The 23,941-nt window shown below is 42.1% G+C and carries 20 protein-coding genes; 13 read left to right on the forward strand and 7 right to left on the reverse strand.

What is annotated here, in order from left to right:
* Positions 1 to 181: 181 nt before the first annotated feature.
* A complete protein-coding gene (locus tag V7S74_RS08120) occupies positions 182 to 1,441 on the forward strand; it encodes a DNA recombination protein RmuC (RefSeq protein ID WP_406778258.1) in 1,260 nt (419 codons plus the stop codon).
* 59 nt (positions 1,442 to 1,500) lie between these two features.
* On the opposite strand, the gene V7S74_RS08125 is transcribed toward V7S74_RS08120, so the two are convergent.
* The 3 genes from V7S74_RS08125 to V7S74_RS08135 all read right to left on the reverse strand — a co-directional run bounded on the left by V7S74_RS08125 (position 1,501) and on the right by V7S74_RS08135 (position 4,258).
* A complete protein-coding gene (locus tag V7S74_RS08125; protein WP_406778259.1) occupies positions 1,501 to 2,031 on the reverse strand; it encodes a hypothetical protein in 531 nt (176 codons plus the stop codon).
* A gap of 113 nt (positions 2,032 to 2,144) precedes the next feature.
* Positions 2,145 to 2,372 carry a zinc ribbon domain-containing protein YjdM gene (locus tag V7S74_RS08130; protein ID WP_130895301.1) on the reverse strand — a complete coding sequence of 76 codons (228 nt, stop codon included), beginning with the start codon at positions 2,370 to 2,372 and terminating at the stop codon, positions 2,145 to 2,147.
* Between the two features lie 38 nt (positions 2,373 to 2,410).
* Positions 2,411 to 4,258, reverse strand: coding sequence for a YgiQ family radical SAM protein (locus V7S74_RS08135; protein WP_406778260.1), 1,848 nt, complete (start codon positions 4,256 to 4,258; stop codon positions 2,411 to 2,413).
* A 118-nt stretch (positions 4,259 to 4,376) separates the two neighbouring features.
* Here V7S74_RS08135 and V7S74_RS08140 point away from each other — a divergent pair, with 118 nt between their 5' ends.
* From V7S74_RS08140 to V7S74_RS08170, 7 genes are read left to right on the forward strand one after another with little or no spacing between them, the layout of a single operon-like run.
* Positions 4,377 to 5,144, forward strand: a complete 768-nt coding sequence (locus V7S74_RS08140; protein ID WP_406778261.1) for an EboA domain-containing protein — start codon at positions 4,377 to 4,379, stop codon at positions 5,142 to 5,144.
* Position 5,145: 1 nt separating this feature from the next.
* The gene (locus V7S74_RS08145) at positions 5,146 to 6,165 is read left to right on the forward strand and encodes a TatD family hydrolase (protein ID WP_406778262.1); all 1,020 of its coding nucleotides are present in this window, start codon (positions 5,146 to 5,148) and stop codon (positions 6,163 to 6,165) included.
* Positions 6,165 to 7,040 (forward strand): UbiA-like protein EboC, encoded by an 876-nt coding sequence (gene eboC, locus V7S74_RS08150; protein WP_406778263.1) that lies wholly within the window; start codon positions 6,165 to 6,167, stop codon positions 7,038 to 7,040. The genes V7S74_RS08145 and eboC overlap by 1 nt, the downstream gene beginning before the upstream one ends.
* 4 nt (positions 7,041 to 7,044) lie before the next feature.
* Positions 7,045 to 8,190 (forward strand): 3-dehydroquinate synthase, encoded by a 1,146-nt coding sequence (locus V7S74_RS08155; RefSeq protein ID WP_406778264.1) that lies wholly within the window; start codon positions 7,045 to 7,047, stop codon positions 8,188 to 8,190.
* 1 nt (position 8,191) lies between these two features.
* Positions 8,192 to 9,349, forward strand: coding sequence for a metabolite traffic protein EboE (gene eboE, locus V7S74_RS08160; protein WP_406778265.1), 1,158 nt, complete (start codon positions 8,192 to 8,194; stop codon positions 9,347 to 9,349).
* The gene (locus V7S74_RS08165; RefSeq protein ID WP_406778266.1) at positions 9,346 to 10,707 is read left to right on the forward strand and encodes an alkaline phosphatase family protein; all 1,362 of its coding nucleotides are present in this window, start codon (positions 9,346 to 9,348) and stop codon (positions 10,705 to 10,707) included. Before eboE ends, V7S74_RS08165 begins: the two co-directional genes overlap by 4 nt.
* Before the next feature lies 1 nt (position 10,708).
* Entirely contained in the window at positions 10,709 to 11,071 is a 363-nt protein-coding gene (locus V7S74_RS08170) for a hypothetical protein (protein WP_406778267.1), read from the forward strand.
* A 30-nt stretch (positions 11,072 to 11,101) separates the two neighbouring features.
* On the opposite strand, the gene leuS is transcribed toward V7S74_RS08170, so the two are convergent.
* Positions 11,102 to 13,918 (reverse strand): leucine--tRNA ligase, encoded by a 2,817-nt coding sequence (gene leuS, locus V7S74_RS08175; protein WP_406778268.1) that lies wholly within the window; start codon positions 13,916 to 13,918, stop codon positions 11,102 to 11,104.
* A 118-nt stretch (positions 13,919 to 14,036) separates the two neighbouring features.
* Between leuS and V7S74_RS08180 the strand changes: the two genes are divergently transcribed.
* The 4 genes from V7S74_RS08180 (at position 14,037) to purQ (ending at position 18,600) form a co-directional block, all read left to right on the forward strand.
* Positions 14,037 to 14,969 (forward strand): sulfite exporter TauE/SafE family protein, encoded by a 933-nt coding sequence (locus tag V7S74_RS08180; protein WP_406778269.1) that lies wholly within the window; start codon positions 14,037 to 14,039, stop codon positions 14,967 to 14,969.
* A 30-nt stretch (positions 14,970 to 14,999) separates the two neighbouring features.
* On the forward strand, positions 15,000 to 16,298 hold the full coding sequence (locus V7S74_RS08185; RefSeq protein ID WP_406778270.1) for a UDP-N-acetylmuramoyl-tripeptide--D-alanyl-D-alanine ligase: 1,299 nt from the start codon (positions 15,000 to 15,002) through the stop codon (positions 16,296 to 16,298).
* 52 nt (positions 16,299 to 16,350) lie between these two features.
* Entirely contained in the window at positions 16,351 to 17,667 is a 1,317-nt protein-coding gene (gene ahcY / locus V7S74_RS08190; protein ID WP_406778271.1) for an adenosylhomocysteinase, read from the forward strand.
* A gap of 246 nt (positions 17,668 to 17,913) precedes the next feature.
* A complete protein-coding gene (gene purQ / locus V7S74_RS08195; RefSeq protein ID WP_406778272.1) occupies positions 17,914 to 18,600 on the forward strand; it encodes a phosphoribosylformylglycinamidine synthase I in 687 nt (228 codons plus the stop codon).
* Between the two features lie 64 nt (positions 18,601 to 18,664).
* Here the strand turns inward: purQ and lolA1 are convergent, their stop codons facing one another.
* The 3 genes from lolA1 to V7S74_RS08210 all read right to left on the reverse strand — a co-directional run bounded on the left by lolA1 (position 18,665) and on the right by V7S74_RS08210 (position 22,809).
* A complete protein-coding gene (gene lolA1, locus V7S74_RS08200) occupies positions 18,665 to 19,267 on the reverse strand; it encodes an outer membrane lipoprotein periplasmic chaperone LolA1 (RefSeq protein WP_406778273.1) in 603 nt (200 codons plus the stop codon).
* A 1-nt stretch (position 19,268) separates the two neighbouring features.
* The gene (locus tag V7S74_RS08205; RefSeq protein WP_406778274.1) at positions 19,269 to 21,719 is read right to left on the reverse strand and encodes an FtsK/SpoIIIE family DNA translocase; all 2,451 of its coding nucleotides are present in this window, start codon (positions 21,717 to 21,719) and stop codon (positions 19,269 to 19,271) included.
* Between the two features lie 61 nt (positions 21,720 to 21,780).
* Positions 21,781 to 22,809 carry a quinone-dependent dihydroorotate dehydrogenase gene (locus V7S74_RS08210; RefSeq protein ID WP_406778275.1) on the reverse strand — a complete coding sequence of 343 codons (1,029 nt, stop codon included), beginning with the start codon at positions 22,807 to 22,809 and terminating at the stop codon, positions 21,781 to 21,783.
* Between the two features lie 115 nt (positions 22,810 to 22,924).
* Here V7S74_RS08210 and V7S74_RS08215 point away from each other — a divergent pair, with 115 nt between their 5' ends.
* Complete coding sequence (locus tag V7S74_RS08215) at positions 22,925 to 23,887, forward strand: alpha-E domain-containing protein (RefSeq protein ID WP_406778276.1); 963 nt, start codon at positions 22,925 to 22,927, stop codon at positions 23,885 to 23,887.
* Positions 23,888 to 23,941 lie beyond the last annotated feature (54 nt).

Here is a 23,941-nt window from a genome sequence, read left to right on the forward strand (position 1 = left end):
CAGTCAACAGTCGTCAGTCGCCGCTATGCGGCTTAGTCGTCACTTCGTGACTTAGTCGGAATTAGAGTAGAGAGTATAGAGTAGACTAGCGACTAGCGACTAGTGACTAGTGATTAGCGACTAGCGACTGATTATCAGCTTTATTCTTTGTCCTTTATCCTTTATGCTTTACTTTTACAGCATGACAATTCTCTACATCATTCTAGCCCTAGTAGCCGGCGCAGGCGCTACCTACCTCCTATTTCAAGGGAAATTAACCCTTTTACAGAGTCAATTAGCACAAGCAAGTCAAGACCAAGCGAAACAAGCTAGTTTGGAGGCTGAAAATAGATCCCTTTTTGGCAAATTATCACAACTCGAAGGACAAAATGAGACCTTAAAATTGACGGTAGAAAGTCAAAAAGCGGATGAAGACAAACTCCGTAAAATGCTAGTGGATATCAGTAATGAATCGGTGCTGAGACAAGGAAAGATGTTAAGTGATCAACAGCAGGTGAAATTAAACGACGTTTTAAACCCACTGAAGGAGAAATTAAAAGAATTTGAGGAGAAGGTCAACTTAGGCCAAAAAAACAGCTTAGAGCAAAGTACCGTGCTCATGGAGCAAATTAAAAACCTAACAAGCTTAAATCAGACGGTTACTCAAAAAACAGAAGATTTAACGAATGCCCTCAAAGGGTCGAATAAATCGCAAGGAAACTGGGGAGAGATGATTTTGGAGCGCGTTTTAGAAAGCTCCGGATTGAAAAATGGGATGGAATACCAGACTCAATTTGTCACTAAAAACCAAGACCAGGATACGATTAAACCTGATGCGGTGATTTTTTTACCAGACAATAAAAACTTAATCATTGATAGTAAGGTTTCCTTAGTGGCGTATGAGCGATACACGAGCGCTGAGGAAGGAACTGTGGAAAAAGATATTGCTTTAAAAGCGCACATTGAATCCTTGAAAACACATATTAAGGAGCTTTCTTCTAAGGATTATCATACTGCCTTAGATTTGACTAGTCCTGATTTTACTTTGCTTTTTATCCCAATTGAATCGGGTTTTGTGGCTACTATTAGCCAGGATACCAGCTTGTTTAACTATGCCTGGGATCGCAAAATTGTATTGGTCTCCCCTTCTACCCTTTTGGCGACATTAAGAACGATTGCTTCCGTTTGGAAAACGGAATATCAAACTAGAAATGCGATTGAAATTGCTCGTCAAGCGGGAGATCTGTACGACAAATTTGTGGGCTTCACGAAAGACATGGAAGATGTAGGGAAATACATCAAAAAGGCTGAAGATGCCCATAACGATGCCTTAAACAAACTGAGCACTGGAAAAGGCAACTTGATTAATAGAGCTCAAAACTTACACAAACTAGGTATCAAATCCACCAAGAAATTAAATCAAGGATTAGTTCAGGACGACGAACCAGAAGAATTAGAGTAGAGAGTAAAGAGTAGAATTTGATATCTATAATCTCTACTCTATAATCTCTACTCTCCTATTTAGCAACCTCCTTTAGCCACTCGCTTGTAAACCACCTTGCTGTCTTTTTCAAGATAGTCACCGTTAACGATTGGGTAAGCATACTTAGATGCTTTGGATACAAAACGACTTCTGATGACAATTTTGTCGTTTACTTTTAGACTCTTTAATTGAGCTAATTCAGCTTTAGATACTTGACCTAAGGAAAGAATGTAGTCTTCACGATCAATCTTAACCATCAGACCATAACCTAATCGAGATCCATCAGGAAGAGATAACGAAGTCACAATTCCCTGCATATTAGCGTTAGTACGAACAAATTTTCTGATTTTGGCTGCACCTGCATGTACTTTTTTACCTGCTGGAGATGCTTCCCAATTTTTGAATTGAATGCCATCTGGACTAGCTTCCCATTTCTTCAACGCGGCTTTGCTTTCTGCCACTGTTAACGTTTTTGGAGTAGATTTCGCAGTTGTTTCGCCCATTGATTGATAAGTAGTGAATGACAATCCCCCAACTACAACAAGTGATAACATAACATTCGCTTTCATATATTAGAATTTAAGGTTTACCGACTACTGATTACTGACTACCGATTACTGTCAACAGACCACTGTCCACAGACTAATGACTAGTGACTAGCGACTGTTGACTAGTGACTAACTTATGCTTTCTTCAAAAACTCCGTTCTCAAGACCATCATCGATTTCTCTACTTTGCCTTCTACTTCGTCAGCATCGTCTGTTAGTCGAATGTTCTTCACCATGGTACCACGCTTAATTACGCTGGAAGAACCACGTACTTTTAAATCTTTGATTACTGTAACCGAATCGCCATCTTTCAAAACAGCACCATTGCTATCGCGAACGATTAATTCTTCATTCTCATCCATTGTATTCTTGTTTTTTGGTTAATTAATGAAAGGCTGAATTATTTATTCCAGCTATTTTTATTGTTTCTAAATCCTAAAAGGCGCTGAGCTAAATCGGGACGCTTCAACTGCGTTAAGCGGTTGCGAATCCAATCCTTGTATTCTGCTTTGTACCAGAAGAAGTATTTGTTTTGATTTTGCTTCTCCTCTCTCGTTTTAGCCGTTTTTACAGGCTGCAAAGTGTAAGGATGAACGCCTGAATAATAAATTACCTCAGCCACCGTCATGGGTGTAGGGGTAAAATCTTGCACCTGTTCTAGGTGGAACCCTAAGTCTTTTGTTTCTGCAGCTAAGTTAGCCATATCCTCTTCTTCACAACCTGGGTGAGAGGATATGAAATACGGGATGAGGGGTTGTTTTAAGCCAAATTTGGCAGAAATCTCATCATATTTCTTCTTAAACGCATGGAAATACTTGAAAGATGGCTTTCGCATGATGCGTAAAGTCGCATCAGACGTATGTTCCGGAGCCACTTTCAAACGACCAGACACGTGTCTAGTGATCAATTGCTCCATGTATTCATCGTGATTTCCATCCTGATTGTTCTTATTGAAATCATCTACCAGAAGGTCATAACGAACTCCAGAGCCTACAAATGCCTTTTTAATGGCTGGATGGCTATCCACCTTGCGGTAAATATCCGTCAAAGGTTTGTGCGATGTATCTAAGTTATTGCAAATCACTGGGTGAATACAAGATGGGCTCACACAGCGCGCACAAATCTCCTCGTCCTTCCCTTTCATACGGTACATATTGGCAGATGGACCACCTAAATCAGAGATATAACCTTTAAAGTCAGGGGCTTTGGTGATCTGCTCAACTTCTTTCATGATTGATTTCTCACTCCGAGAGGCAATAAACTTGCCTTGGTGAGCTGAAATCGTACAGAAGCTACAACCTCCAAAACATCCGCGGTGCATATTGACCGAGAATTTAATCATCTCAAAAGCGGGAATAGGTCCACGCTTACGGTATTTTGGATGTGGTAGACGAGTATAAGGCAAATCGAAGGATTTGTCCATCTCGACCTCTTCCATCGTCTTGAAGGGAGGGTTAATGACTAGGACGTCCTCTCCTACTTTTTGGATGATGCGGTTGGCTTGCCACTTATTCGATTCAACTTCTACTATCTTAAAGTTAGCAGCATATTTGATCTTGTCTTCTAAGCAAACTTCATGGCTCGCTAATTCAACCGTTTCCCAGTCGCAGGTAGGTGCTGTTTTTCCTAAGAAAGCGACTTGATTAATATGGGTCAACTCACCTAATTTCTTTCCTTCCTTCACTCCGCGCATGATTTCGCGCAAAGGCTGCTCCCCCATCCCATAAACGAGCATATCTGCCCCTGAATCGACAAGAATGGAAGGGAATAATTTATCAGCCCAGTAATCATAGTGTGTAACGCGGCGCAAAGAAGCCTCGATTCCACCGATCAAAACCGGAACATCTGGGTATATTTCTTTTAAAATCTTCGTGTAAACGGTGGTCGCATAATCGGGTCTAAATCCGGCTTCACCACCTGGAGTATAAGAATCATTCGAACGAAGGCGCTTATTCGCCGTGTAATGATTCACCATGGAATCCATGCAACCGGCAGTCACTCCAAAGAAATATTTGGGCTTACCCAGTTTCTTGAAATCACGTAAATCGTCTTTCCAGTTGGGTTGTGCTACAATGCCCACCTTCAAACCTTCGCTTTCCATGATTCGCCCGATCACTGCCGTGCCAAATGCCGGGTGATCCACATAGGCATCACCTGAAATTAAAATCACGTCCAGTTCATCCCAGCCACGTTTTTCTACCTCTTTTTTCGTGAGGGGCAGCCAGTCAGTTATCGGTCTTTCTTCCATAAAACAAAATTAACGGAATTTAGGGGCTAAACCTATTGCACATCCTGCCAAAAATCAGGAACCAATTCACATTTTTTTAGTAAATTCGTTCAAAGAGAAGAATCAAACCTATTTTAAATTGACTACCGCCGAATTAATCTATCAATCCATTGCATCCCTTGCTAATCCGACAGAATTAGCCTGGATAGAGGAAAAAAGAGAAGCTGATGCAAAAGGCTTGGCTTTGGCCTTCGTAATGGTGCCGCGGAAGGTTTCAAAAACCCCCATTCAGAAAGATCTAGGATTATTGACAGGGTGGAATTGGCAACACGGAACTGTAGATCAACTCGTTCGCGTTTATTTCTTACTTCAATTAGCAGATAAACAGGAGGGCAAGTCTCAAATCGAGACCTTATTCGATACGGCAGAGATGAATGAATTAGTCGCTCTTTATCGTGCATTACCTGCTCTAATTAAACCAGAAATCTGGTTACATCGTGCCACGGATGCTGTAAGATCGAATATGGGGCCGGTATTTGATGCAATTGCTTTTGGTAATCCGTATCCTAAAACCTATTTCAGTGAATTAGCTTGGAATCAATTAGTCTTAAAATGCATCTTTAATGACAAGCCGATTCACCTGATTGAGGGATTGGATGAGCGGGCTAATCAAGCTCTGGCAGATACCTTAGCAGATTTTGCGCAGGAGAGATGGTCAGCTGGAAGGCGCGTTCCTTCACAGGTTTGGCGATTGATTCGTGAATTTGATACAAAAACAAAAAAACAAGACCTCGAAAGACTAGCTGCAAGCCAGGATCCAAACGATCAAAAAGCAGCCCAGTTAGTTCTCAACAATAGCCCTCTAGAAGCCTGGAAGGTGTTAGAAAAAGAAGAAACAGCCTATTAATATGTGCCAAAATCCAAACGAACATCCAAGAAATCCATCGCATTTCGAAGGATCCTCTGAAGAAAAACAAACGGCTCAAGAAGTGGAAGGCGGCTTTGCAGCCTACACGCAGGGGATGAAGTTTTTCGATCCACACGTGCACATGACTTCGCGTACGACGGATGATTACCAAGCTTTGGCCGATGCGGGTGTGGTGGCCATCATTGAACCGGCTTTTTGGTTAGGTCAACCTCGAACTGGTTTAGCTTCGTTCAAGGATTATTTTGCGAGTTTAGTGGGTTGGGAACGTTTTAGATCGTCTCAGTTTGGCATAAAGCATTATTGTACCATCGGGTTGAACTCCAGAGAAGCGAATAATGAAGCCCTAGCGGAGGAAGTGATGGACATTTTACCCCTTTTCCTGCAAAAAGAAGGTGTGGTAGGTGTCGGTGAAATTGGTTTTGATGACCAAACAGCGGCGGAAGAAAAATACTACCGTGCGCAACTTGAATTAGCGAAAGAGATGAATTTGCCGGTGCAAGTCCATACACCGCATAGAGATAAGAAAAAGGGAACGGAACGCAGCATGGCCATCGCTTTAGAACATGGCTTAGCGCCTCATATGGTGGTGATTGATCACAATAATGAGGAGACGGTGAAGTCTGTTTTAGATCAAGGTTTCTATGCGGCTTTCACCATTTATCCATTTACAAAGATGGGAAATGAGCGAATGGTAGAGATTGTAAAACAATACGGTTCAGAGCGAATTATGGTGAATTCCGCTGCGGATTGGGGCATTTCAGATCCCTTAGCGATTCCTAAAACAGCTGCCTTGATGAAAATTAAAGGCATTTCAGTAGCAGATATTCAGAAGGTGACTTACCAAAACGCCCTGGATTCCTTCGCCCAAAGCGGACAGATCAACGAAGCAGACTTCATTCATGGCTTAGAAATTGATCAATCTTTGAAGTTCAATGGTAACACCGTTTTACGTGGTGGCCAAGCTCCTCGAGTTGACAAAAACTCCATCTTCATCCGCTAATGAGTAAATTAAGAGCTTTTGCTGAATTAACTCGGCCTGCAAACGTCGTGACTGCCTTGTCCGATATTATGGCGGGTTTAGCGATCGTGGGCTTTACTTTTGGTAGCTTAGATTATCAGTTCTACCCTGCCCTATTTTTAGGACTTTCTAGTATGTGCCTCTATGCCGGTGGCGTGGTATTCAATGACATTTTTGATCACGAATTAGACGCAACGGAAAGACCTGAGAGAGCCTTGCCTAGCGGGCGAATTAAACGTTCTGAAGCCGTAGCTGGTGGCATTTTATTGCTGTCGGCGGGGATTTTTCTCGCGTTCTGGCAAAGTCGATTGAGTGGGATTGTAGCCATTTTGATTACCCTTTTAGCGTTATTTTACGATTGGAAAGGGAAGCATATGCGGATTTTTGGCCCAATCAATATGGGTTTATGCCGTGCCTATAATTTGCTTTTAGGGATGAGCGTATATGAATTAGGTGTTTTAGAGCATTTTCCTGTTATCCTCATTCCTCTGATTTACATTGCCGCTATTACCCTTGTAAGTCGGGGTGAAGTACATGGTGGCAAAGCAACTACTCTTTATTTTGCTGGATTCTTGTTTTTACTTGTCCATGCCTCACAACTTTATTTTGCAGAAAAAATTGAATTTGCGCTCGTTTTTGTGCTAGCCCACTTTATCCTGATTTTCAGAAAATTACGCATAGCGATCGTAGAACCAATCGGCAAAAACATCGGATTAACAGTAAAAACGGGGGTATTGACCCTTATATTGATGAATGCAGCTTGGATAGCATCGAGCGGACAATGGATCATGGCCCTCTTTGTTTTAGCCTTATTACCCGTATCTTTGGGTTTAGCTAAGAAATTCGCCGTTACGTAAACCTATGCAATCCTTAAAACAACATTTTCAAGTACCGTATTCCTACGAGGTATTCTTCACAGAGCGCCTGTTTGCGGCGGAAAATCGCGTTTTTGCGGATTTCATTCAAAACTACGGCAACCCTACTTTTCGCAAGAAAATTCTTTTCGTCATAGATAAAGGGGTAACGGATATTCAACCCAATCTCACAGCTGAAATTGTAGCCTATTTCCAAACGCATTCACCAGCTGATCTAGCCCCTGAAATCTTAGTATTACCCGGAGGAGAGGTCTGCAAAAATGACCCAAGGTTTTACGAAGAAGTGATACGGGCCTTAGATGAGCACGGAATTGATCGGCATTCTTTTGTGGCTTGCATCGGAGGAGGTGCCTTTTTAGACATGGCTGGATATGCAGCGGCAATCTCCCACAGAGGCGTTAAATTCATCCGAATTCCTACGACTGTTTTGTCTCAAAACGATTCAGGTGTGGGAGTTAAAAATAGCGTGAACTACTTAGGCAAAAAGAACTTCCTAGGGACTTTTGCACCTCCGGTGGCTGTATTCAATGATTACATTTTCCTTGAAAGCTTAGGGGATCGCGATTGGCGTTCTGGAATAGCAGAAGCAGTGAAAGTGTCCCTCATCAAAGACATCAGCTTCTTTACCTGGTTAGAAGTAAATGCCGATGCGATGAATCAGCGTGACAAATCAGTCATGATCGAGCAAATATACCGCTGTGCCTCGCTGCATATGCAACATATCGCCAGTGGTGATCCATTTGAATTAGGATCGGCTAGACCCTTGGACTTTGGACATTGGGCGGCGCATAAATTAGAATACTTAAGTGATTTCAAAATCCGTCACGGCGAAGCGGTGGCGATAGGTATTGCCTTGGACAGCGTTTATTCCCACTTGATGGGATATTTAACAAAAGAAGAGGTAGACCGTGTTATAGATTTATTACAAAAATTAGGTTTTGCTATTTTCCACCCGGCTTTGACAGAAAACGATAAAGTAAACTTAATGAACGGACTGAACGAGTTTAGAGAGCATTTAGGTGGCCAATTAACCATCACTTTACTCGAAAAACTAGGCAAGGGAGTCGAAGTGCATGAAATGGATTTCGAAATCATCAAGAAATCAGTCGATTATTTAGCCCAAATCGCGTAATATGAAAACGCCCTACGGACACCTGAGTTATTGTAGTAATATCCATACAGGGGAGATTTGGACGGAGCACTTTGCGCAATTACAGGCGCATGTTCCTGCGGTAAAAGCACAGGTTTCACCTGACGAGAAGATGGGTTTAGGTCTGCGATTTGCAAATCAAGCCAGTATCGATTTGCAAGATTCTTCCCTTATTAGTGAATTAAAGAACTGGCTGAAGGAAGAAAATTTATACGTTTTTACGCTCAATGGCTTCCCTTACGGCGGTTTTCACAACACGATTGTTAAAGACCAAGTACACGCACCCGATTGGACGACGACGGAGCGCAGGGATTATACGATACGTTTAGCTCATATTTTAGCCCAGCTTTTAGAGGAGAACGAAGGGGGTATTTCCACTTCCCCACTCTCCTATCGTTATTGGTTTAAAACGGAGAAAGAACGGGAGGATGCGAAGCTGAAGTCAACTAAGCATTTGCTAGAGGTAGTAGAGGTGTTAGACCAAATCGCAAAAAAAACGGGTAAGGTAATTCACATCGATATCGAACCAGAACCGGATGGCTTACTAAGTAACCATACCGAGTTTGTACACTGGTACGAGGAGGTTTTATTGACTTCAGGAGATGCGTCTCTCATTCGCAAACATGTGCAATTGTGTTTTGATATCTGTCACTATGGGGTAAGTTTTGATGAACCGGAGACAAGTATCGCTGAATTAAAGTCAAAAAATATTCCGGTAGGCAAGATTCAAATCAGTTCCGCACTGCACATCGATCTTCGAAATCAGGAAGAGGCGAAAATAGACGAATTAAAGAAGTATAGGGAACCGGTGTATTTGCATCAGGTCAAAGCCTTGCGCAAAAACGGCACCTACGAAGAATTCAAAGACTTGGATGAGGCTTTCGATGCCTATCAGCCGGAGACCTATGACGAATGGAGAGTACATTTCCATGTGCCCTTGTTTTTGGAAAACTATGGATTATTAGGCTCGACTCAAAAAGAGATTAGAGAGACTCTTGCCATTCAGAAGGAAAATCCATTTACTAACCATTTGGAAATCGAAACCTATACCTGGGGAGTGTTGCCAGCTGCATTTCAAGTACCCATCGCGGATTCCATTAGCCGCGAAATCAAAACGATTCAAGAACTGTTAGGCTCATGAAAAAAACCGCTGTAATCGATGTGGTAGGACTCAGCGAAAGTGTAATTTCGGCTGAATACACGCCATTTTTATATGCTTACATCCAGAAAAGGCAGTTTCAAAAAATCAAACCTCCCTTTCCTGCTGTTACAACGACTTCCCAAAGTGTGTATGTAACAGGGAAAAATCCATCCGAACACGGTATCGTGGGAAATGGTTGGTACGATAAAACGGATTCTGAAGTGAAGTTTTGGAAGCAATCAAATCCCTTAGTCGGAGCTGAAAAAATCTGGGAAGCGGCGAAGAAAAAGGATTCAAAATTTACCTGCGCCAAAATGTTTTGGTGGTACAACATGTACTCCAGCGCAGATTATTCAGTTACTCCACGCCCCCAATACCATTCGGACGGCGTTAAGGCTCCAGATTGCTACTCACATCCAGCAAGTCTAAGAGACGAATTACAAGCTAAGCTAGGTACCTTCCCGTTGTTCAATTTTTGGGGACCTAACGCGAATATCAAATCAACCCAATGGATTTCAGATGCCTCCATTTATGTGGATGAGAAATACAATCCCACGTTGAACCTAATCTATTTGCCGCATTTAGATTATTGTTTACAGAAATTTGGAGTGGATTTACCGGCGATTGCGAAAGAATTGAAAGAAATTGATCAAGTCTTAGAGCAATTGATTAACCATTTTGAGTCGAAAAATGCGGAGATTATTCTACTTTCGGAGTACGGCATAAATGACGTAAATACGCCTATTCACTTGAATCGTATTTTGCGAGAGGCAGGGAAGATTGCGATAAGAGAAGAACAAGGATTGGAATTATTAGATCCGGGTGCAAGTGAGGCCTTTGCTGTTTCTGATCACCAAATCGCTCATATCTATTGTAAGAATGTAAAGGAGATCAAGGCGCTATTCGAAAAAGTACCTGGAATCGCGAAAGTGCTTAGCGGAAAAGAATTAGATGAGTACCAAATAGCCCATGAGCGATGCGGTGATATCGTTTTGGTCGCAGATTCTGATAAATGGTTTACCTACTATTATTGGTTAGATGATGCCAAAGCTCCCGACTTTGCACGCTGCGTGGACATCTTCAAAAAACCAGGTTACGATCCTGTCGAAATGTTCATGGATCCTAAAAATCCGCTTATAAAGCTCAGAGCGGCCTATAAATTAGCTCGCAAGCTGTTAGGGTTCCGCTATCGAATGGACGTAATTCCTCTTGATGCAACCCTAGTTAAGGGCTCTCACGGAAGTCCGTTCTGTGATGAGGCTTACTATCCTGTTTTCATTTCGTCGCAAAATATTGATCAACAAATACAACCTACCCAAGTATATCAATATATTTGGGAAACCATATTCCCAAAATAACATGAAAAAGATTAGCACCATTTTTGCCTTTGTGGTAGCCATGATGGCATTCAGCACGAACATCCATGCACAAGGAATGGATCCTCAAGCGATGATTCAGCGTCAAGTAGATCGCATGACAACAGAATTAAGTTTATCGAAAGATCAAGTAGCTAAAATTGAACCTCTCATCGAAGCTCGGATGAACAAGATGATGGAATTACGTCAGCAAGGTATGGAGAGAGAAGAAATGATGGCTGAGATGAAAAAAATCAACGATGCACAAGCAGAGCAATTCAAAGCGATTTTAACGCCAGAGCAATTAGAGAAATACAAAACGATGCAAAGCCAGGCGAGACCCGGCGGTGGCGGACCAAGAGAATAAAAAAAAACTCCTCAAATCGAGGAGCTTTTTTTATTTACCTAAAACGATATTCACGATCCGTTTCGGGACGACGATTACCTTGGAAGGAGTTTTACCTTCCAACTGTTTGCTAACCTGATCATTTGCTAAAACGGCTGCCTCGATTTCTGCTGGTGTCGCCGTCACAGGAAATGCAAGCGTCAATTTCACCTTGCCGTTGAATGATATCGGATAATTGAAATCATTCTCCTCTAAGAAAGCGGCATTAAACACCGGGAATTTAGCGGAAGAAATGCTTCCTGCTTCCTCTCCTAAAGCCACCCACAATTCTTCTGAAATATGCGGCGCATAAGGTGACAATAAGATAACTAATTCACGAAGAACGGATTTCTTCGCGCACTTTAAGGCCCCTAAATCATTCACACAGATCATTAAGGTAGAAACCACCGTATTAAACGAGAAGCGGTCTAAATCATCTTGGACCTTACGAATCGCCGTGTGCAATACTTTTAATTCTTCAGGGGTAGCAGGCGTATCCACCACTTTCGAGGTATTTGCCTGATCGTCAAAGAATAAACGCCATACCTTGCGTAAGAAGTTGTGTGAACCAGAGATACTATTCGTATTCCATGGCTTAAATTGCTCTAATGGCCCTAAGAACATTTCATAGACACGCAGGGTATCGGCGCCGTATTTGGCAATTAAATCATCGGGATTAACGACGTTAAACTTCGATTTAGACATCTTCTCCACTTCCCAACCACACACGTATTTGCCGTCCTCTAAGATGAATTCTGCATCTGCAGGAACATCATTACGGGATTTTTTGAAGGCTTCAATATCCAATACATCGTTTTCTACGATATTCACATCCACATGGAGTGCCGCAACGTCGTATTGATCTTTTAATCCGTGAGATACAAAAGTCACTTTCGCTGCATCCTTCAAGCGATAAACGAAGTTCGAGCGACCCTGAATCATCCCCTGATTGATCAATTTCTTCGCAAATTCCTCTTCTGGCACATAGCCTAAATCTTTTAAGAATTTGTTCCAAAAACGAGAATACAACAAGTGACCCGTCGCATGCTCCGATCCACCGATGTATAAATCAACGGCTTTCCAATAGTTAATTGCCTCTTTCGAAGCAAATTCTCCCTCGTTTAAGGCATCCATATAGCGGTACCAATACCACGAAGAACCTGCCCAACCTGGCATCGTCGACCATTCGTAATCGTATTGACCTTGGTACTTCCATTCCGCAGCAGCACGACCCAAAGGTGGCTCCCCTGTCTCGGTAGGTAGGTATTTATCAATCTTAGGCAATTCCAATGGCAATTCTGATTCTTCTATCAAATAAGGCAAATATTCACCATTGGCTGCTGGTTTGAAGTAGACCGGAACCGGCTCTCCCCAATAACGCTGGCGACTGAATACGGCATTGCGCATTCTATACTGTACTTTTCCTTTTCCTATTCCCTGCGCTTCTAACCAAGCCACCAAGGTTTCAGTCGCTTGCTTATAGCCCATGCCATTAATCATTCCTGAATTAATGTATTTGCCTTCTTTGGTGTTATCCGCTTGAATGTCGATGTCTTTTTGGGCATCTAAAATAGCAGGAATAGGCAAATCAAAATGCTTCGCAAAGTTCCAGTCACGCTGATCACCTGATGGAACTCCCATCACCGCACCTGTTCCGTAACCCGCTAATACATAGTCTGCTAGGAATAAGGGAACGCGTTCTTGGTTCACAGGGTTGATCACATAAGTTCCAGTGAAAACACCAGAAACAGTTTTTACCTCAGAGACACGGTCGAGTTCTGAACGGGTTTTGGCCCAATTCACATATTCCTCAACCGCTTGCTTCTGCTCAACAGTGGTTAGTTCTGCCACCCAATCATGCTCAGGCGCTAAGACCATGAAGGAAACACCATAAATAGTGTCCACACGCGTCGTAAATACCTTTATTTTCTTGTCTGAAACGTTTTCAATGGCAAATTCCACATCCGTTCCCACTGATTTCCCGATCCAGTTGCGCTGTTGTTCCTTTAAGGAATCAGCCCAATCTACTTCCTCCAAACCACGCAATAAACGATCTGCATAGGCCGTAATGCGCATTGACCACTGACGCATTTTCTTTTGCTCGACAGGATAACCGCCACGCTCAGAAACGCCATCTTTCACTTCGTCATTCGCTAAAACGGTTCCTAATTGCGGGCACCAGTTCACTACTGAATCATCCAAATAGGCTAAACGAAAACTCAATAAATAGGCATATTGCTCGTCCGCAGACATCGCATTCCATTCGGATGCCGAAATTCGCTGAACATCTTCATCGCAAACAGCTTTTAAGCCGATGGAACCTTTGGCCCCTAAAATAGTCTTCAACGTCTCAATGGACTCCGCTTTATCACTTTCCTGGTTATACCAAGAATTAAATAATTGCATAAAAATCCACTGCGTCCACTTATAATAGGACGCGTCAGACGTTCTAACTTCCCTCGACCAATCGAAGGAGAAGCCCATATTCTTTAATTGCTCAATGTAACGCGTGATATTTTGTTCCGTCGTAATCGCCGGATGCTGACCCGTTTGAATCGCATATTGCTCAGCAGGAAGTCCAAAAGAGTCGAAACCCATTGGGTGCAACACCTCATACCCTTGTAGACGCTTGTAACGCGCCATAATATCAGAGGCAATGTAGCCTAGCGGATGGCCCACGTGTAAACCTGCTCCGGATGGATAAGGAAACATGTCTAGGACATAATATTTCGGCTTTGCCGGATTCACCTGAGCCTGGAAAGTTTTATGGGTTTCCCAAAATCCTTGCCACGCCTTCTCGATCTCTCTGAACTGATACTCTGTACGCATAAAATGTTTTTATTGTAAAAGGAGATGCAAATTACGCCTTTTTTATGAAAAAATATTTACTCTACTTTGTTGGTAGATTAAATAAAGTCTATTAGCTTTGTAGGGAATTAGTAAATCTATGCCTCCAAAAAGAAATTTTCCGAGTATTTTTAATGCCATCCAAACCATCTGGATGCGGGATCGCAGTATCACCGAAGTCATTATTCACATCAGTAATGCCCTTGCATTGATGATCGTGGGGCATCTTTTATTTACCTATTTAACAGCAGAGAAAGTAATAGCCGTTTTCAATACGGTGGACTCCTCGATTCTATATTATGTTTTGGGTGGTTTTATTGCCCAAATGATTGACGGAGCTTTAGGTATGGCATACGGCGTAACAGCCACCACCTTTCTTTTATCCGTGGGCATCACCCCTGCCGCAGCTTCTGCCAGCGTTCACGCTTCAGAGGTATTTACGTCAGGCGTTTCTGGTTATATGCACTTGAAGTTTGGTAATGTGAATTCCAAATTGTTTAAAACGTTAGTGATTCCGGGTGTCATTGGAGCCATTTTAGGAGCCTACTTACTTTCAAGTTTAGAACAATACGCTGGATATATTAAACCCATCGTTTCTATCTATACGCTCTTTTTAGGGGCTATTATTATCCGTAAAGCGATCATTAAACGCCAAGAAAAGAAACAATTGAAACGAGTTGGTTGGTTAGCCTTGTTTGGTGGTTATTTAGATTCCATCGGTGGTGGCGGCTGGGGACCTATCGTATCCTCTACCCTTATCGCTTCAGGACGTCACCCGAAATACACGATCGGGAGTGTGAACCTAACCGAATTCTTCGTTTCACTCGCATCCTCTTTAACCTTTTTCGCTGTGATCGGCCTAGGTTATTTACATGTCATCATCGGTTTAATTCTAGGTGGTGTCATTGCAGCTCCTATCGCAGCACGGTTAGCAAATAAGTTACCGGTGAAATCCATGATGATTCTCGTGGGTATCGTCATCATCATCGTCAGTCTACGTCAGATTATCTTAGGGGTTCCAAAATTTTTGTAGATATTTGCAGTCAATTGTCACAATAGGCTAATGATTGTCAACACAGCTACACTTTTAGAAAAGTTTTTATCCTCCACCGGAGTTTCTACCGATACCCGTAAAATCCAAGCTGGGAATTTATTCTTCGCTTTAAAAGGACCTAATTTCAATGCCAATGCCATGGCGAAAGAGGCCTTGGAGAAGGGCGCTCAATACGCAATTATCGATGATGCGGATTATTTAGCTGGAGAACGCACATTACTTGTCGAAGATGGCCTGTTAGCCTTACAAGCTTTAGCCACTGCTTATCGCCTGACCTTAACGATCCCCATCGTAGGTCTAACTGGATCTAATGGCAAGACTACCACGAAAGAATTAATCTTCTCTGTTTTATCTCAAAAATACCATTGCTTTGCCACTACAGGCAATCTAAACAACCATATTGGTGTTCCACTTTCTGTGCTTTCCATTAAAAAAGAACACGAGATTGCGGTCATCGAGATGGGCGCAAATAAGCAAGGAGATATCAAAGAATTAGTAGATATCGCGCAGCCTACCCATGGTTTAATTACGAATATCGGGAAGGCACACTTGGAAGGATTTGGCGGAATAGAAGGCGTTCGCAAAGGGAAAGGTGAACTTTTAGATTTTTTAAAAGCATCAGGCGGAATTACGTTTCTTCCTCAGCAAGCAAGTGCCGTGACAGAAATGTACCAGGAAAGAGGAATGAATAAGTCGGTCATCGTCAACGAGGCTCTTCCTACGACTTTAGTAGAAGCAAAACCGATGGTTCGCTATGCCCTTGCTTCTGGAGAAATAATTGATTCCCACTTACCTGGCATCTACAATTTCGAAAATATCCAATTAGCGATTGCCGTGGGTAAATTCTTTCAACTGAGTGACGAACAATGCAATAGAGGGATAGAGACCTATATTCCGAATAATCACCGCTCTCAGTTTATCAAAATAGGATCAAACCAAGTTTTGATGGATGCCTATAATGCGAATCCATCTTCCATGTCTGCGGCTATTTCTCATTTTGCAGAAACGGAAGGAACTCCTAAGATGGTCATTTTAGGCGATATGTTTGAATTAGGAGATTCTTCCGCCTCAGAACATACGGCTCTAGGCCAATTAATTGCGCCACTAGGCTTTGAAAAGGTCTTACTTGTGGGTTCGCACATGCAACACGCCTTAGTTCATTTACCATCCGCTTATTATTTCCCAGATAAATTTGGCCTACATACTTGGCTTCAAGATCATCCGATAACTGACAGTTTTCTTTTAGTTAAAGGTTCTAGAGGAATTCAGCTGGAAAGTGTTTTGGCATTTCTAGAAAATTCCAAATAATTGCATTAAATTTGCACTTTATTAAGAAAATACCTTTCAAAAAATACACACAATGGCATCACAATCGGGTACCTATGTACCATTCAAAGTTAAAGACATTGCACTAGCAGACTGGGGTCGTAAAGAAATTCAATTAGCAGAAGCAGAAATGCCAGGTTTAATGGCATTACGTGCTGAATTCGGTGCTGCACAACCTTTAAAAGGTGCGCGTATCGCAGGATGTCTTCACATGACTATCCAAACAGCGGTTTTAATCGAAACTTTAACAGCTTTAGGAGCTGACGTTACTTGGTCATCTTGTAACATCTTCTCTACACAAGATCACGCAGCAGCGGCTATCGCAGCAGCGGGCATTCCTGTTTATGCTTGGAAAGGTATGAACGAAGAGGAATTTAACTGGTGTATCGAGCAGACTCTATTCTTTGGAGAAGATCGTCAACCATTGAACATGATCTTAGATGATGGTGGTGATTTAACAAATATGGTTTTTGATGAGTATCCTGAGTTAATCGAAGGCATCAAAGGCTTATCAGAAGAAACTACGACTGGTGTTCACCGTCTATACGAGCGTATGAAGAATGGCACGTTATTCTTGCCAGCGATCAACGTGAATGACTCGGTAACGAAGTCTAAATTTGATAACAAATACGGTTGCAAAGAGTCATTAGTAGATGCGATTCGTCGTGCGACTGACTTAATGTTAGCAGGTAAAGTAGCGGTAGTAGCTGGTTACGGTGACGTAGGAAAAGGTTCAGCAGATTCATTACGTGGTGCTGGTTGCCGTGTATTAGTGACTGAAATCGACCCTATTTGTGCTTTACAAGCAGCGATGGATGGCTACGAAGTAGTTCCAATGGATGAGGCAGCGACTCGCGCAAACATCTTTGTAACGGCAACAGGTAACGTGAAAATCATTCGTGATCGTCACTTCAAAGCAATGAAGGACAAAGCAATCGTTTGTAACATCGGTCACTTCGATAACGAAATCGATATGGAGTGGTTGAACAATAACTACGGTTCTACAAAAGATCAAATCAAGCCACAAGTAGATATGTACACGATCGATGGCAAAAACGTCATCGTTTTAGCAGAAGGTCGTTTAGTAAACTTAGGTTGCGCGATGGGTCACCCATCATTCGTGATGTCGAACTCGTTCTGTAACCAAACGTTAGCTCAATTAGAGCTTTGGGCTAACTCAGCGAACTACGAGAACAAAGTATACATTCTTCCTAAGCACTTAGATGAGAAAGTAGCGTTTTTACACTTAGCGCACATTGGTGCTAAATTAGAGACCTTGGAAAAAGAGCAGGCGGATTATATTGGTGTAAATCAAGCAGGTCCATACAAGCCAGAGCACTACAGATACTAGGATTTATTTCCTGATCAGTTTTAAAAGCCGCGACTCGAAAAGTCGCGGCTTTTTGCTTATATAAAGTACTTGGTAATCTGGTATTCTATTCCTGAGCTCCTGTTCATTAGATCCGGCGGCTAGTATTTCTTTATATGGGAAATATCCACCTAATTAATTGGAAGCTACATGTAAAATAAATGCTACCGAGCGTCTGCATTTTTCCACCAAAAGCCGTATTTTTGCACAAATAATAGCAAAGAATATATGAAATTTGGCGTAGTCGTATTCCCTGGATCCAATTGTGACGATGATACAGTAGGAGTTATTCAAAGTTTAGGTCACGAGGCTGTTAAGCTTTGGCACAAGGAAACGGATCTACAAAACTGTGATTTCATTATCGTTCCGGGCGGTTTCTCTTACGGAGATTACTTACGTTCTGGCGCTATTGCCCGTTTCTCCCCTATCATGGACCATGTGATTGAGCATGCCAAGAATGGCGGCTATTTAATGGGAATTTGCAATGGTTTTCAGGTATTAGTAGAGGCGCATTTATTGCCGGGAGTGCTTTTGAGAAATAACTCGCAAAAATTCATTTCAAAAAACATCTACCTGAAGGCTGCGACTAACAATTCGTTGTTAACGCAGGAGTTAGATACGAATAAAGCCTACAAAATACCTATCGCACACGCAGAGGGCCGTTATTTTACGGATGAGAAGACTTTAGCTTCTTTGAAGGCAAACGACCAAATCTTGTTCTACTATTGTGATGAGAATGGACAGGTTACTGAGGATTCAAATCCGAACGGCAGTCTACTGAACATTGCAGGTATTTGTAACGAAGGAAGAAATGTATTTGGGATGATGCCTCACCCTGAAAGAGCAGCTGATCCGGATTTGAACAATACGGATGGATTAGAGATAATGAAGCAATTGATTTTGCAAACGGTATAAGCTACCGAAACCCCATAAAAAAAGGCTCCTCGCAAGAAGAGCCTTTTTTATTTGTTGCTTTATCTTAGCGAAGGTCGTTTACTTCGACACCTGGAAAGGCTTTCTTATCGAAGCTAAAGAATTTGTCTTCAGCGTTAGCTTTCGGATTTAATTTAGCCACTTTGAAGAATTGTTTCTTTCCGGCTTTGTTAATGATTGTCCATTCGTTGACTGAAAGATCTTTGGTATTGATTTTAAGCGCAATACTCTTCACCTGAGTGCCTTTCGCTACAGGAGATAACTCTACCGTCGCAATACCTGCAGACTCCCCTTTCAAAGCAATCTTATAGGCTTTCTTGTCGAAGGTATAAATCTTAGCCGGATTCAAATCCCCTTCCGATGGATCAAAGCTGGAAATGTTTACCTCGTTAATTTCTTTAATGTAAGTCGCTACTTCTTTGCCATTATTAAAGATTTCTTGACCTGCAGTCTTTAAACGAAACTTCGTCCCTTTCACGGTAATGGAACCTGACATGGTGCCTGCTCCTTCGGTTTGGTAGGTAAAATTCGCAGAAAAGGAACCCATGGCCTTGTATTTCTTCTGCATCCCGTCGATCAGGCTCACGGCCTTGTTAGACTGCGCAAAAACACTAAAACCTAAACAAATAAATAAGGCTATCTTTTTCATCTTATAAATTTTTCAAAATTTCTTCTAACTCTGTTTCTGACTTAACTAATACCTCTCTCGCCTTCGATCCACCAAAAGAACCAACGATTCCAGCCGCCTCTAATTGATCGATCAATCGACCTGCCCGGTTATAGCCAAGCTTCAACTTACGTTGAATTAACGAGGTACTTCCTTGCTGGTGCATCACGACTAATCGAGCTGCCTCATCGAAGAAGGAATCCCGATCGCTCGGATCAAAATCACCGCGATCCTGGCCACCCATTTCCTCTGAATCAGGTTCAGGTAATAAGTAGGCTGATGTATATCCTTGTTGATTGCCAATGAAATCGCAGATATCTTCTACCTCAGGAGTATCTACAAAAGCACATTGCAAACGAATCACTTCAGAGCCCATGGACAATAACATATCTCCCATTCCCACTAGTTGATCGGCGCCGCCGGCATCGAGGATGGTGCGGGAGTCAATTTTGGACATTACCTTAAACGATAGACGCGCTGGGAAGTTCGCCTTAATCGTACCCGTAATCACGTTAACCGATGGACGTTGCGTGGCTACAACTAAGTGAATACCAATGGCACGAGCTAACTGAGCTAAACGGGCAATCGGGTGCTCCACTTCTTTTCCTGCCGTTAACATTAAATCCGCTAACTCGTCAATGACTAAGACGATGTAAGGCATGAAATCATGCTCATTCGGATTCAAACGACGGTTAATGAACTTCTGGTTGTATTCTTTAATGTTACGGCAACCTGCGTCCTTCAATTTATCGTAACGCAAATCCATCTCCTTGCAAAGTGAATTCAACGTATTAACCACTTTTTTGGTATCCGTAATAATAGCCTCAGCAGAATCTGGAAGACAAGCTAAGAAGTGACGCTCCAGTTTATTGAAGAGCGATAATTCCACCTTCTTCGGATCCACTAATACGAATTTCAAAGTCGCTGGATGCTTCTTATAGATTAAGGAAGTCAACAACATATTTAGACCTACTGACTTACCTTGACCTGTGGCTCCGGCCATAAGAAGGTGAGGCATTTTGGCTAAATCAGCTACAAAAATCTCGTTTGAAATGGTCTTTCCTAAGGTAATAGGCAAATCGAAGGTGGACTTTTGGAACTTCTCAGAACCAATCACCGCACGTACTGGAACCATTTCGCGGTTTTTATTAGCTACCTCGATACCAATGGTGTCCTTACCTGGCATTTGACCGATAATACGAACGCCCATCGCAGCTAATGAAAGCGATAAATCATCTTCTAATGAAGTGATTTTGCTCACACGAACGCCTGCCTTTGGAACAATCTCATACAAAGTAACCGTGGGCCCGATCGTCGCTTCGATCTTCTGAATTCCGATGCCGTAATTCAATAAAGTCTCCACAATCTTCTCCTTATTCGCCTTCAACTCATCCATCGTCACTTGCGATGTCTGATTCTTTTGGTCGTATTCCTTTAATAAATCAATCGTAGGAAACTGGTATTTAGGCAAATCTGCAGTCGGATCATATAGGCCAAACTGCTCGACTAAATCGTTCGCCTTAATTTCTCTCGAAACTGGCGTAGGTTCCTCCTCGATTACTTCGTCAGCTACATCGGCTACTTTGTAGGTGAAGTCTAAGTCATCCTCTTTCTTTTCTTCTACAGCCTCTGCAAGCATAGGAAGCGGCTCAGGCTCTGGCTCTGGCAAAGTTTCAGGCTCTGGAGCAACTTCTTCCACCACCGGAGGAACGATTGGCCTAAATTCCTCTATATCATCATTGTCCGCATGGATAGCCGGGCCATCTTCATCGATAAACAGACTTTCCTCTTCCTCCTCTTCTTCTTTCGCTACGGGAGCTACCACTTTGGCTTTCTTAGGATTCAATTGATAGAATAAAACTAAGAAGATAAAACCACCGAAACCAATCACAAAAATGGATAAATACCCAAGCAACTGGTACAGCTTTTCATTTAGGAAATAACCCACACCACCACCGATAGAATGGGGCAAATCCAACGAGAAAACAAAGAATCCAGCTAATAAACTAAGCCATAAAATGTAGAAAAGCACCTGCCATGAAAGGCGTTCTAGAGAGTAAATCTCTTTCTTAAAGCCCACTTTCAGGGCAGATAAATAGAATAATGGGATCAACAACAAGGTCGACCAACCGAAAGTTTTGAATAAAAAGAAGTGGGCAATTTTTGCCCCTAAAAGTCCTGCTAAGTTTTTAATCGGAATATCTGAACCTTTGATGGTATCCACAACTCCGCGCTCTACTTCACTTTGGTCTGAAACGCCTACGAAAAAACTAGAACCAAAAGAGACCAATAATAACGTACCAATTAAGAATAAAAATGCCGCAACAATTAACTGAAAGCGATATAGAACAGCGCCGTCCATTTTTCTTTTGGGCTTATCTTGCTCAAAATTAAGTTGTAAGGTGCTCGTAGGGTTACTGATCTTTTTTGCCATTGAAGGAACAAGGAGTTAATCTTATAAATTTCGCTTTTTTGATTCGATTTACAAAATCAAATTAGAGGCCAGCGGCTAAAATTTCTTGGTTAATTTCTTTAATTAAACCCGGACCTTCATAGATGAAGCCAGAATAGATTTGCACTAAGGAGGCTCCGGCTTTTAATTTCTCCACAGCATCTGCCCCAGAATGAATTCCGCCCACCCCGATGATTGGGAATTGGCCGTTTGATTTTTGATGCAAATAGGCCACTACTTCAGTCGAGCGTTTCGTCAAAGGTTTACCGCTCAAACCTCCCGTCTCTTCCTTATGAGCCGATTGTAAACCCCCGCGAGATAAGGTCGTATTTGTAGCAATTACCCCAGCTAACTTTGTTTCTAACACGATTTCGATCACGTCATCTAGTTGATCATCACTCAAATCCGGAGCGATTTTCAATAAAATCGGCTTCTGTGCCGGCTTCGCTGCGTTTAAATCTTGTAAAGTCTGTAGCAGTTGTTTTAAGGGCTCTTTTTCTTGTAGCGCTCTCAAATTAGGTGTATTGGGAGAACTCACATTCACCACGAAATAATCCACCACCTCATACAAGGCCTCAAACCCTTGGCGGTAATCATCATCCGCAAGCTCATTCGGAGTCACTTTGTTCTTCCCTAAATTTCCACCTACGATTACTTTAGACTTGCGTTTTTCTAAACGCGCTTTCATCGCAGCTAAACCTTCATTATTAAAACCCATTCGATTGATAATTCCCTCATCTTCAATCAGGCGAAATAAACGGGGCTTGGGATTTCCATCTTGCGGCTTTGGTGTTACGGTTCCCACCTCAATAAAGCCAAAACCCAATTCTGCAAATTCATCTACCAACAAAGCGTTTTTGTCAAAGCCCGCCGCTAAACCCACTGGATTAGGGAAACGAAGTCCAAAAACCGTCCGTTCTAATCGTTTATCTTCCACTTGAAACAAGACTTTAAAGAGGGAAGACATTCCAGGAATGCGCAACGTAAAGCGTATTAAATCAGCTGCTACATAATGTGCACGCTCCGGATTGAAAAGAAAGAAAAGTGGTTTTATGAAAATTTGATAAAACATGTGGATTTTTTTGTCGAATTAAAGGACAAAAATACAAAAAAGGACGGGCTCATGCCTCACTCTGAAAAAAAATCCTAATTTTAAGATATCAAGCATTTTATAAAATTTATAGCCTATGTTAAGTCGTGTAGCCAATTCCATTTATTGGATGAACAGGTACATCGAGAGAGCCGACAATTATGCCCGCTTCATCTCGGTGAATTTCAATCTCGCATTAGATTTACCGCCTAACGTTCCCGAACAATGGGAGCCTTTAATTGTGGCAACCGCTGATCATTATAATTTCTTTGAGCATTATTCAGAAGCCAATCGAGAGAACGTCTTGTACTTCATGACTTTTGATGTCAATAATCCGAATTCCATTCTATCCTGTCTTTATTCTGCGCGTGAAAATGCCCGTACGATTAGAGAGAGTATTTCCAAAGAGATGTGGGAATATGTGAACCAAATCTATTGGAAAGTGAAAGACCGAGTGGAAGGCAGCAAAAGCTGGGAATTGGCCCGCTACCAAGGTTTTTTAGAGGAAATCAAATCAGGAAGTCAACTATTCTATGGCATTGTTGACTCGACGATTACGCGTGGGGAAGGTTGGCATTTTGGTCAATTAGGTAAATTACTAGAACGGGCAGACAAGACGACACGCTTTTTAGATGTGAAGTACTTCACGCTATTACCCAATGTCGATGCGGTGGGCTCGCCTTTGGACCTTTTGTTGTGGTCGTCGGTGTTAAAGTCAGTATCTGCCTACAACATGTTCCGGCAGCAATACAAGGTGGTTAATCCAACGAACATCGTGGAGTTTTTGATTCTTGACAAAGGTTTCCCACGTTCTGTCGTGCACTGTCTAACAGAAGCGGAGCAATCGCTTTATGCCATTTCAGGCACTTCATTCGATCATGGCTATTCAAATCAAGCAGAGAAAAAACTTTCCAAAATTTTATCAGAGGTCCAATTCACGGAGATTGAAGATATTTTAAAGACCGGTTTGCATCAATATTTAGATGAGTTCCAATTAGCGAATAATGATATAGGCCAAACGATTCACAACACCTATTTTGACCTGAAGCCCGTGAATTAAATCCGTCATTTAAGTCAAAAATTTGTAATATTGCGCTCCCATTTGCCACCCATC

The organism is Aquirufa novilacunae, assembly GCF_045310505.1.
Lineage (GTDB): Bacteria > Bacteroidota > Bacteroidia > Cytophagales > Spirosomataceae > Aquirufa > Aquirufa novilacunae.

Coding starts and splice junctions, on each gene's coding strand:
- V7S74_RS08120 (WP_406778258.1), top strand. CDS start 182: ATGACAATTCTCTACATCATTCTAGCCCTAGTAGCCGGCGCAGGCGCT.
- V7S74_RS08125 (WP_406778259.1), bottom strand. CDS start 2,031: ATGAAAGCGAATGTTATGTTATCACTTGTTGTAGTTGGGGGATTGTCA.
- V7S74_RS08130 (WP_130895301.1), bottom strand. CDS start 2,372: ATGGATGAGAATGAAGAATTAATCGTTCGCGATAGCAATGGTGCTGTT.
- V7S74_RS08135 (WP_406778260.1), bottom strand. CDS start 4,258: ATGGAAGAAAGACCGATAACTGACTGGCTGCCCCTCACGAAAAAAGAG.
- V7S74_RS08145 (WP_406778262.1), top strand. CDS start 5,146: ATGTGCCAAAATCCAAACGAACATCCAAGAAATCCATCGCATTTCGAA.
- eboC (WP_406778263.1), top strand. CDS start 6,165: ATGAGTAAATTAAGAGCTTTTGCTGAATTAACTCGGCCTGCAAACGTC.
- V7S74_RS08155 (WP_406778264.1), top strand. CDS start 7,045: ATGCAATCCTTAAAACAACATTTTCAAGTACCGTATTCCTACGAGGTA.
- eboE (WP_406778265.1), top strand. CDS start 8,192: ATGAAAACGCCCTACGGACACCTGAGTTATTGTAGTAATATCCATACA.
- V7S74_RS08165 (WP_406778266.1), top strand. CDS start 9,346: ATGAAAAAAACCGCTGTAATCGATGTGGTAGGACTCAGCGAAAGTGTA.
- V7S74_RS08170 (WP_406778267.1), top strand. CDS start 10,709: ATGAAAAAGATTAGCACCATTTTTGCCTTTGTGGTAGCCATGATGGCA.
- leuS (WP_406778268.1), bottom strand. CDS start 13,918: ATGCGTACAGAGTATCAGTTCAGAGAGATCGAGAAGGCGTGGCAAGGA.
- V7S74_RS08180 (WP_406778269.1), top strand. CDS start 14,037: ATGCCTCCAAAAAGAAATTTTCCGAGTATTTTTAATGCCATCCAAACC.
- V7S74_RS08185 (WP_406778270.1), top strand. CDS start 15,000: ATGATTGTCAACACAGCTACACTTTTAGAAAAGTTTTTATCCTCCACC.
- ahcY (WP_406778271.1), top strand. CDS start 16,351: ATGGCATCACAATCGGGTACCTATGTACCATTCAAAGTTAAAGACATT.
- purQ (WP_406778272.1), top strand. CDS start 17,914: ATGAAATTTGGCGTAGTCGTATTCCCTGGATCCAATTGTGACGATGAT.
- lolA1 (WP_406778273.1), bottom strand. CDS start 19,267: ATGAAAAAGATAGCCTTATTTATTTGTTTAGGTTTTAGTGTTTTTGCG.
- V7S74_RS08205 (WP_406778274.1), bottom strand. CDS start 21,719: ATGGCAAAAAAGATCAGTAACCCTACGAGCACCTTACAACTTAATTTT.
- V7S74_RS08210 (WP_406778275.1), bottom strand. CDS start 22,809: ATGTTTTATCAAATTTTCATAAAACCACTTTTCTTTCTTTTCAATCCG.
- V7S74_RS08215 (WP_406778276.1), top strand. CDS start 22,925: ATGTTAAGTCGTGTAGCCAATTCCATTTATTGGATGAACAGGTACATC.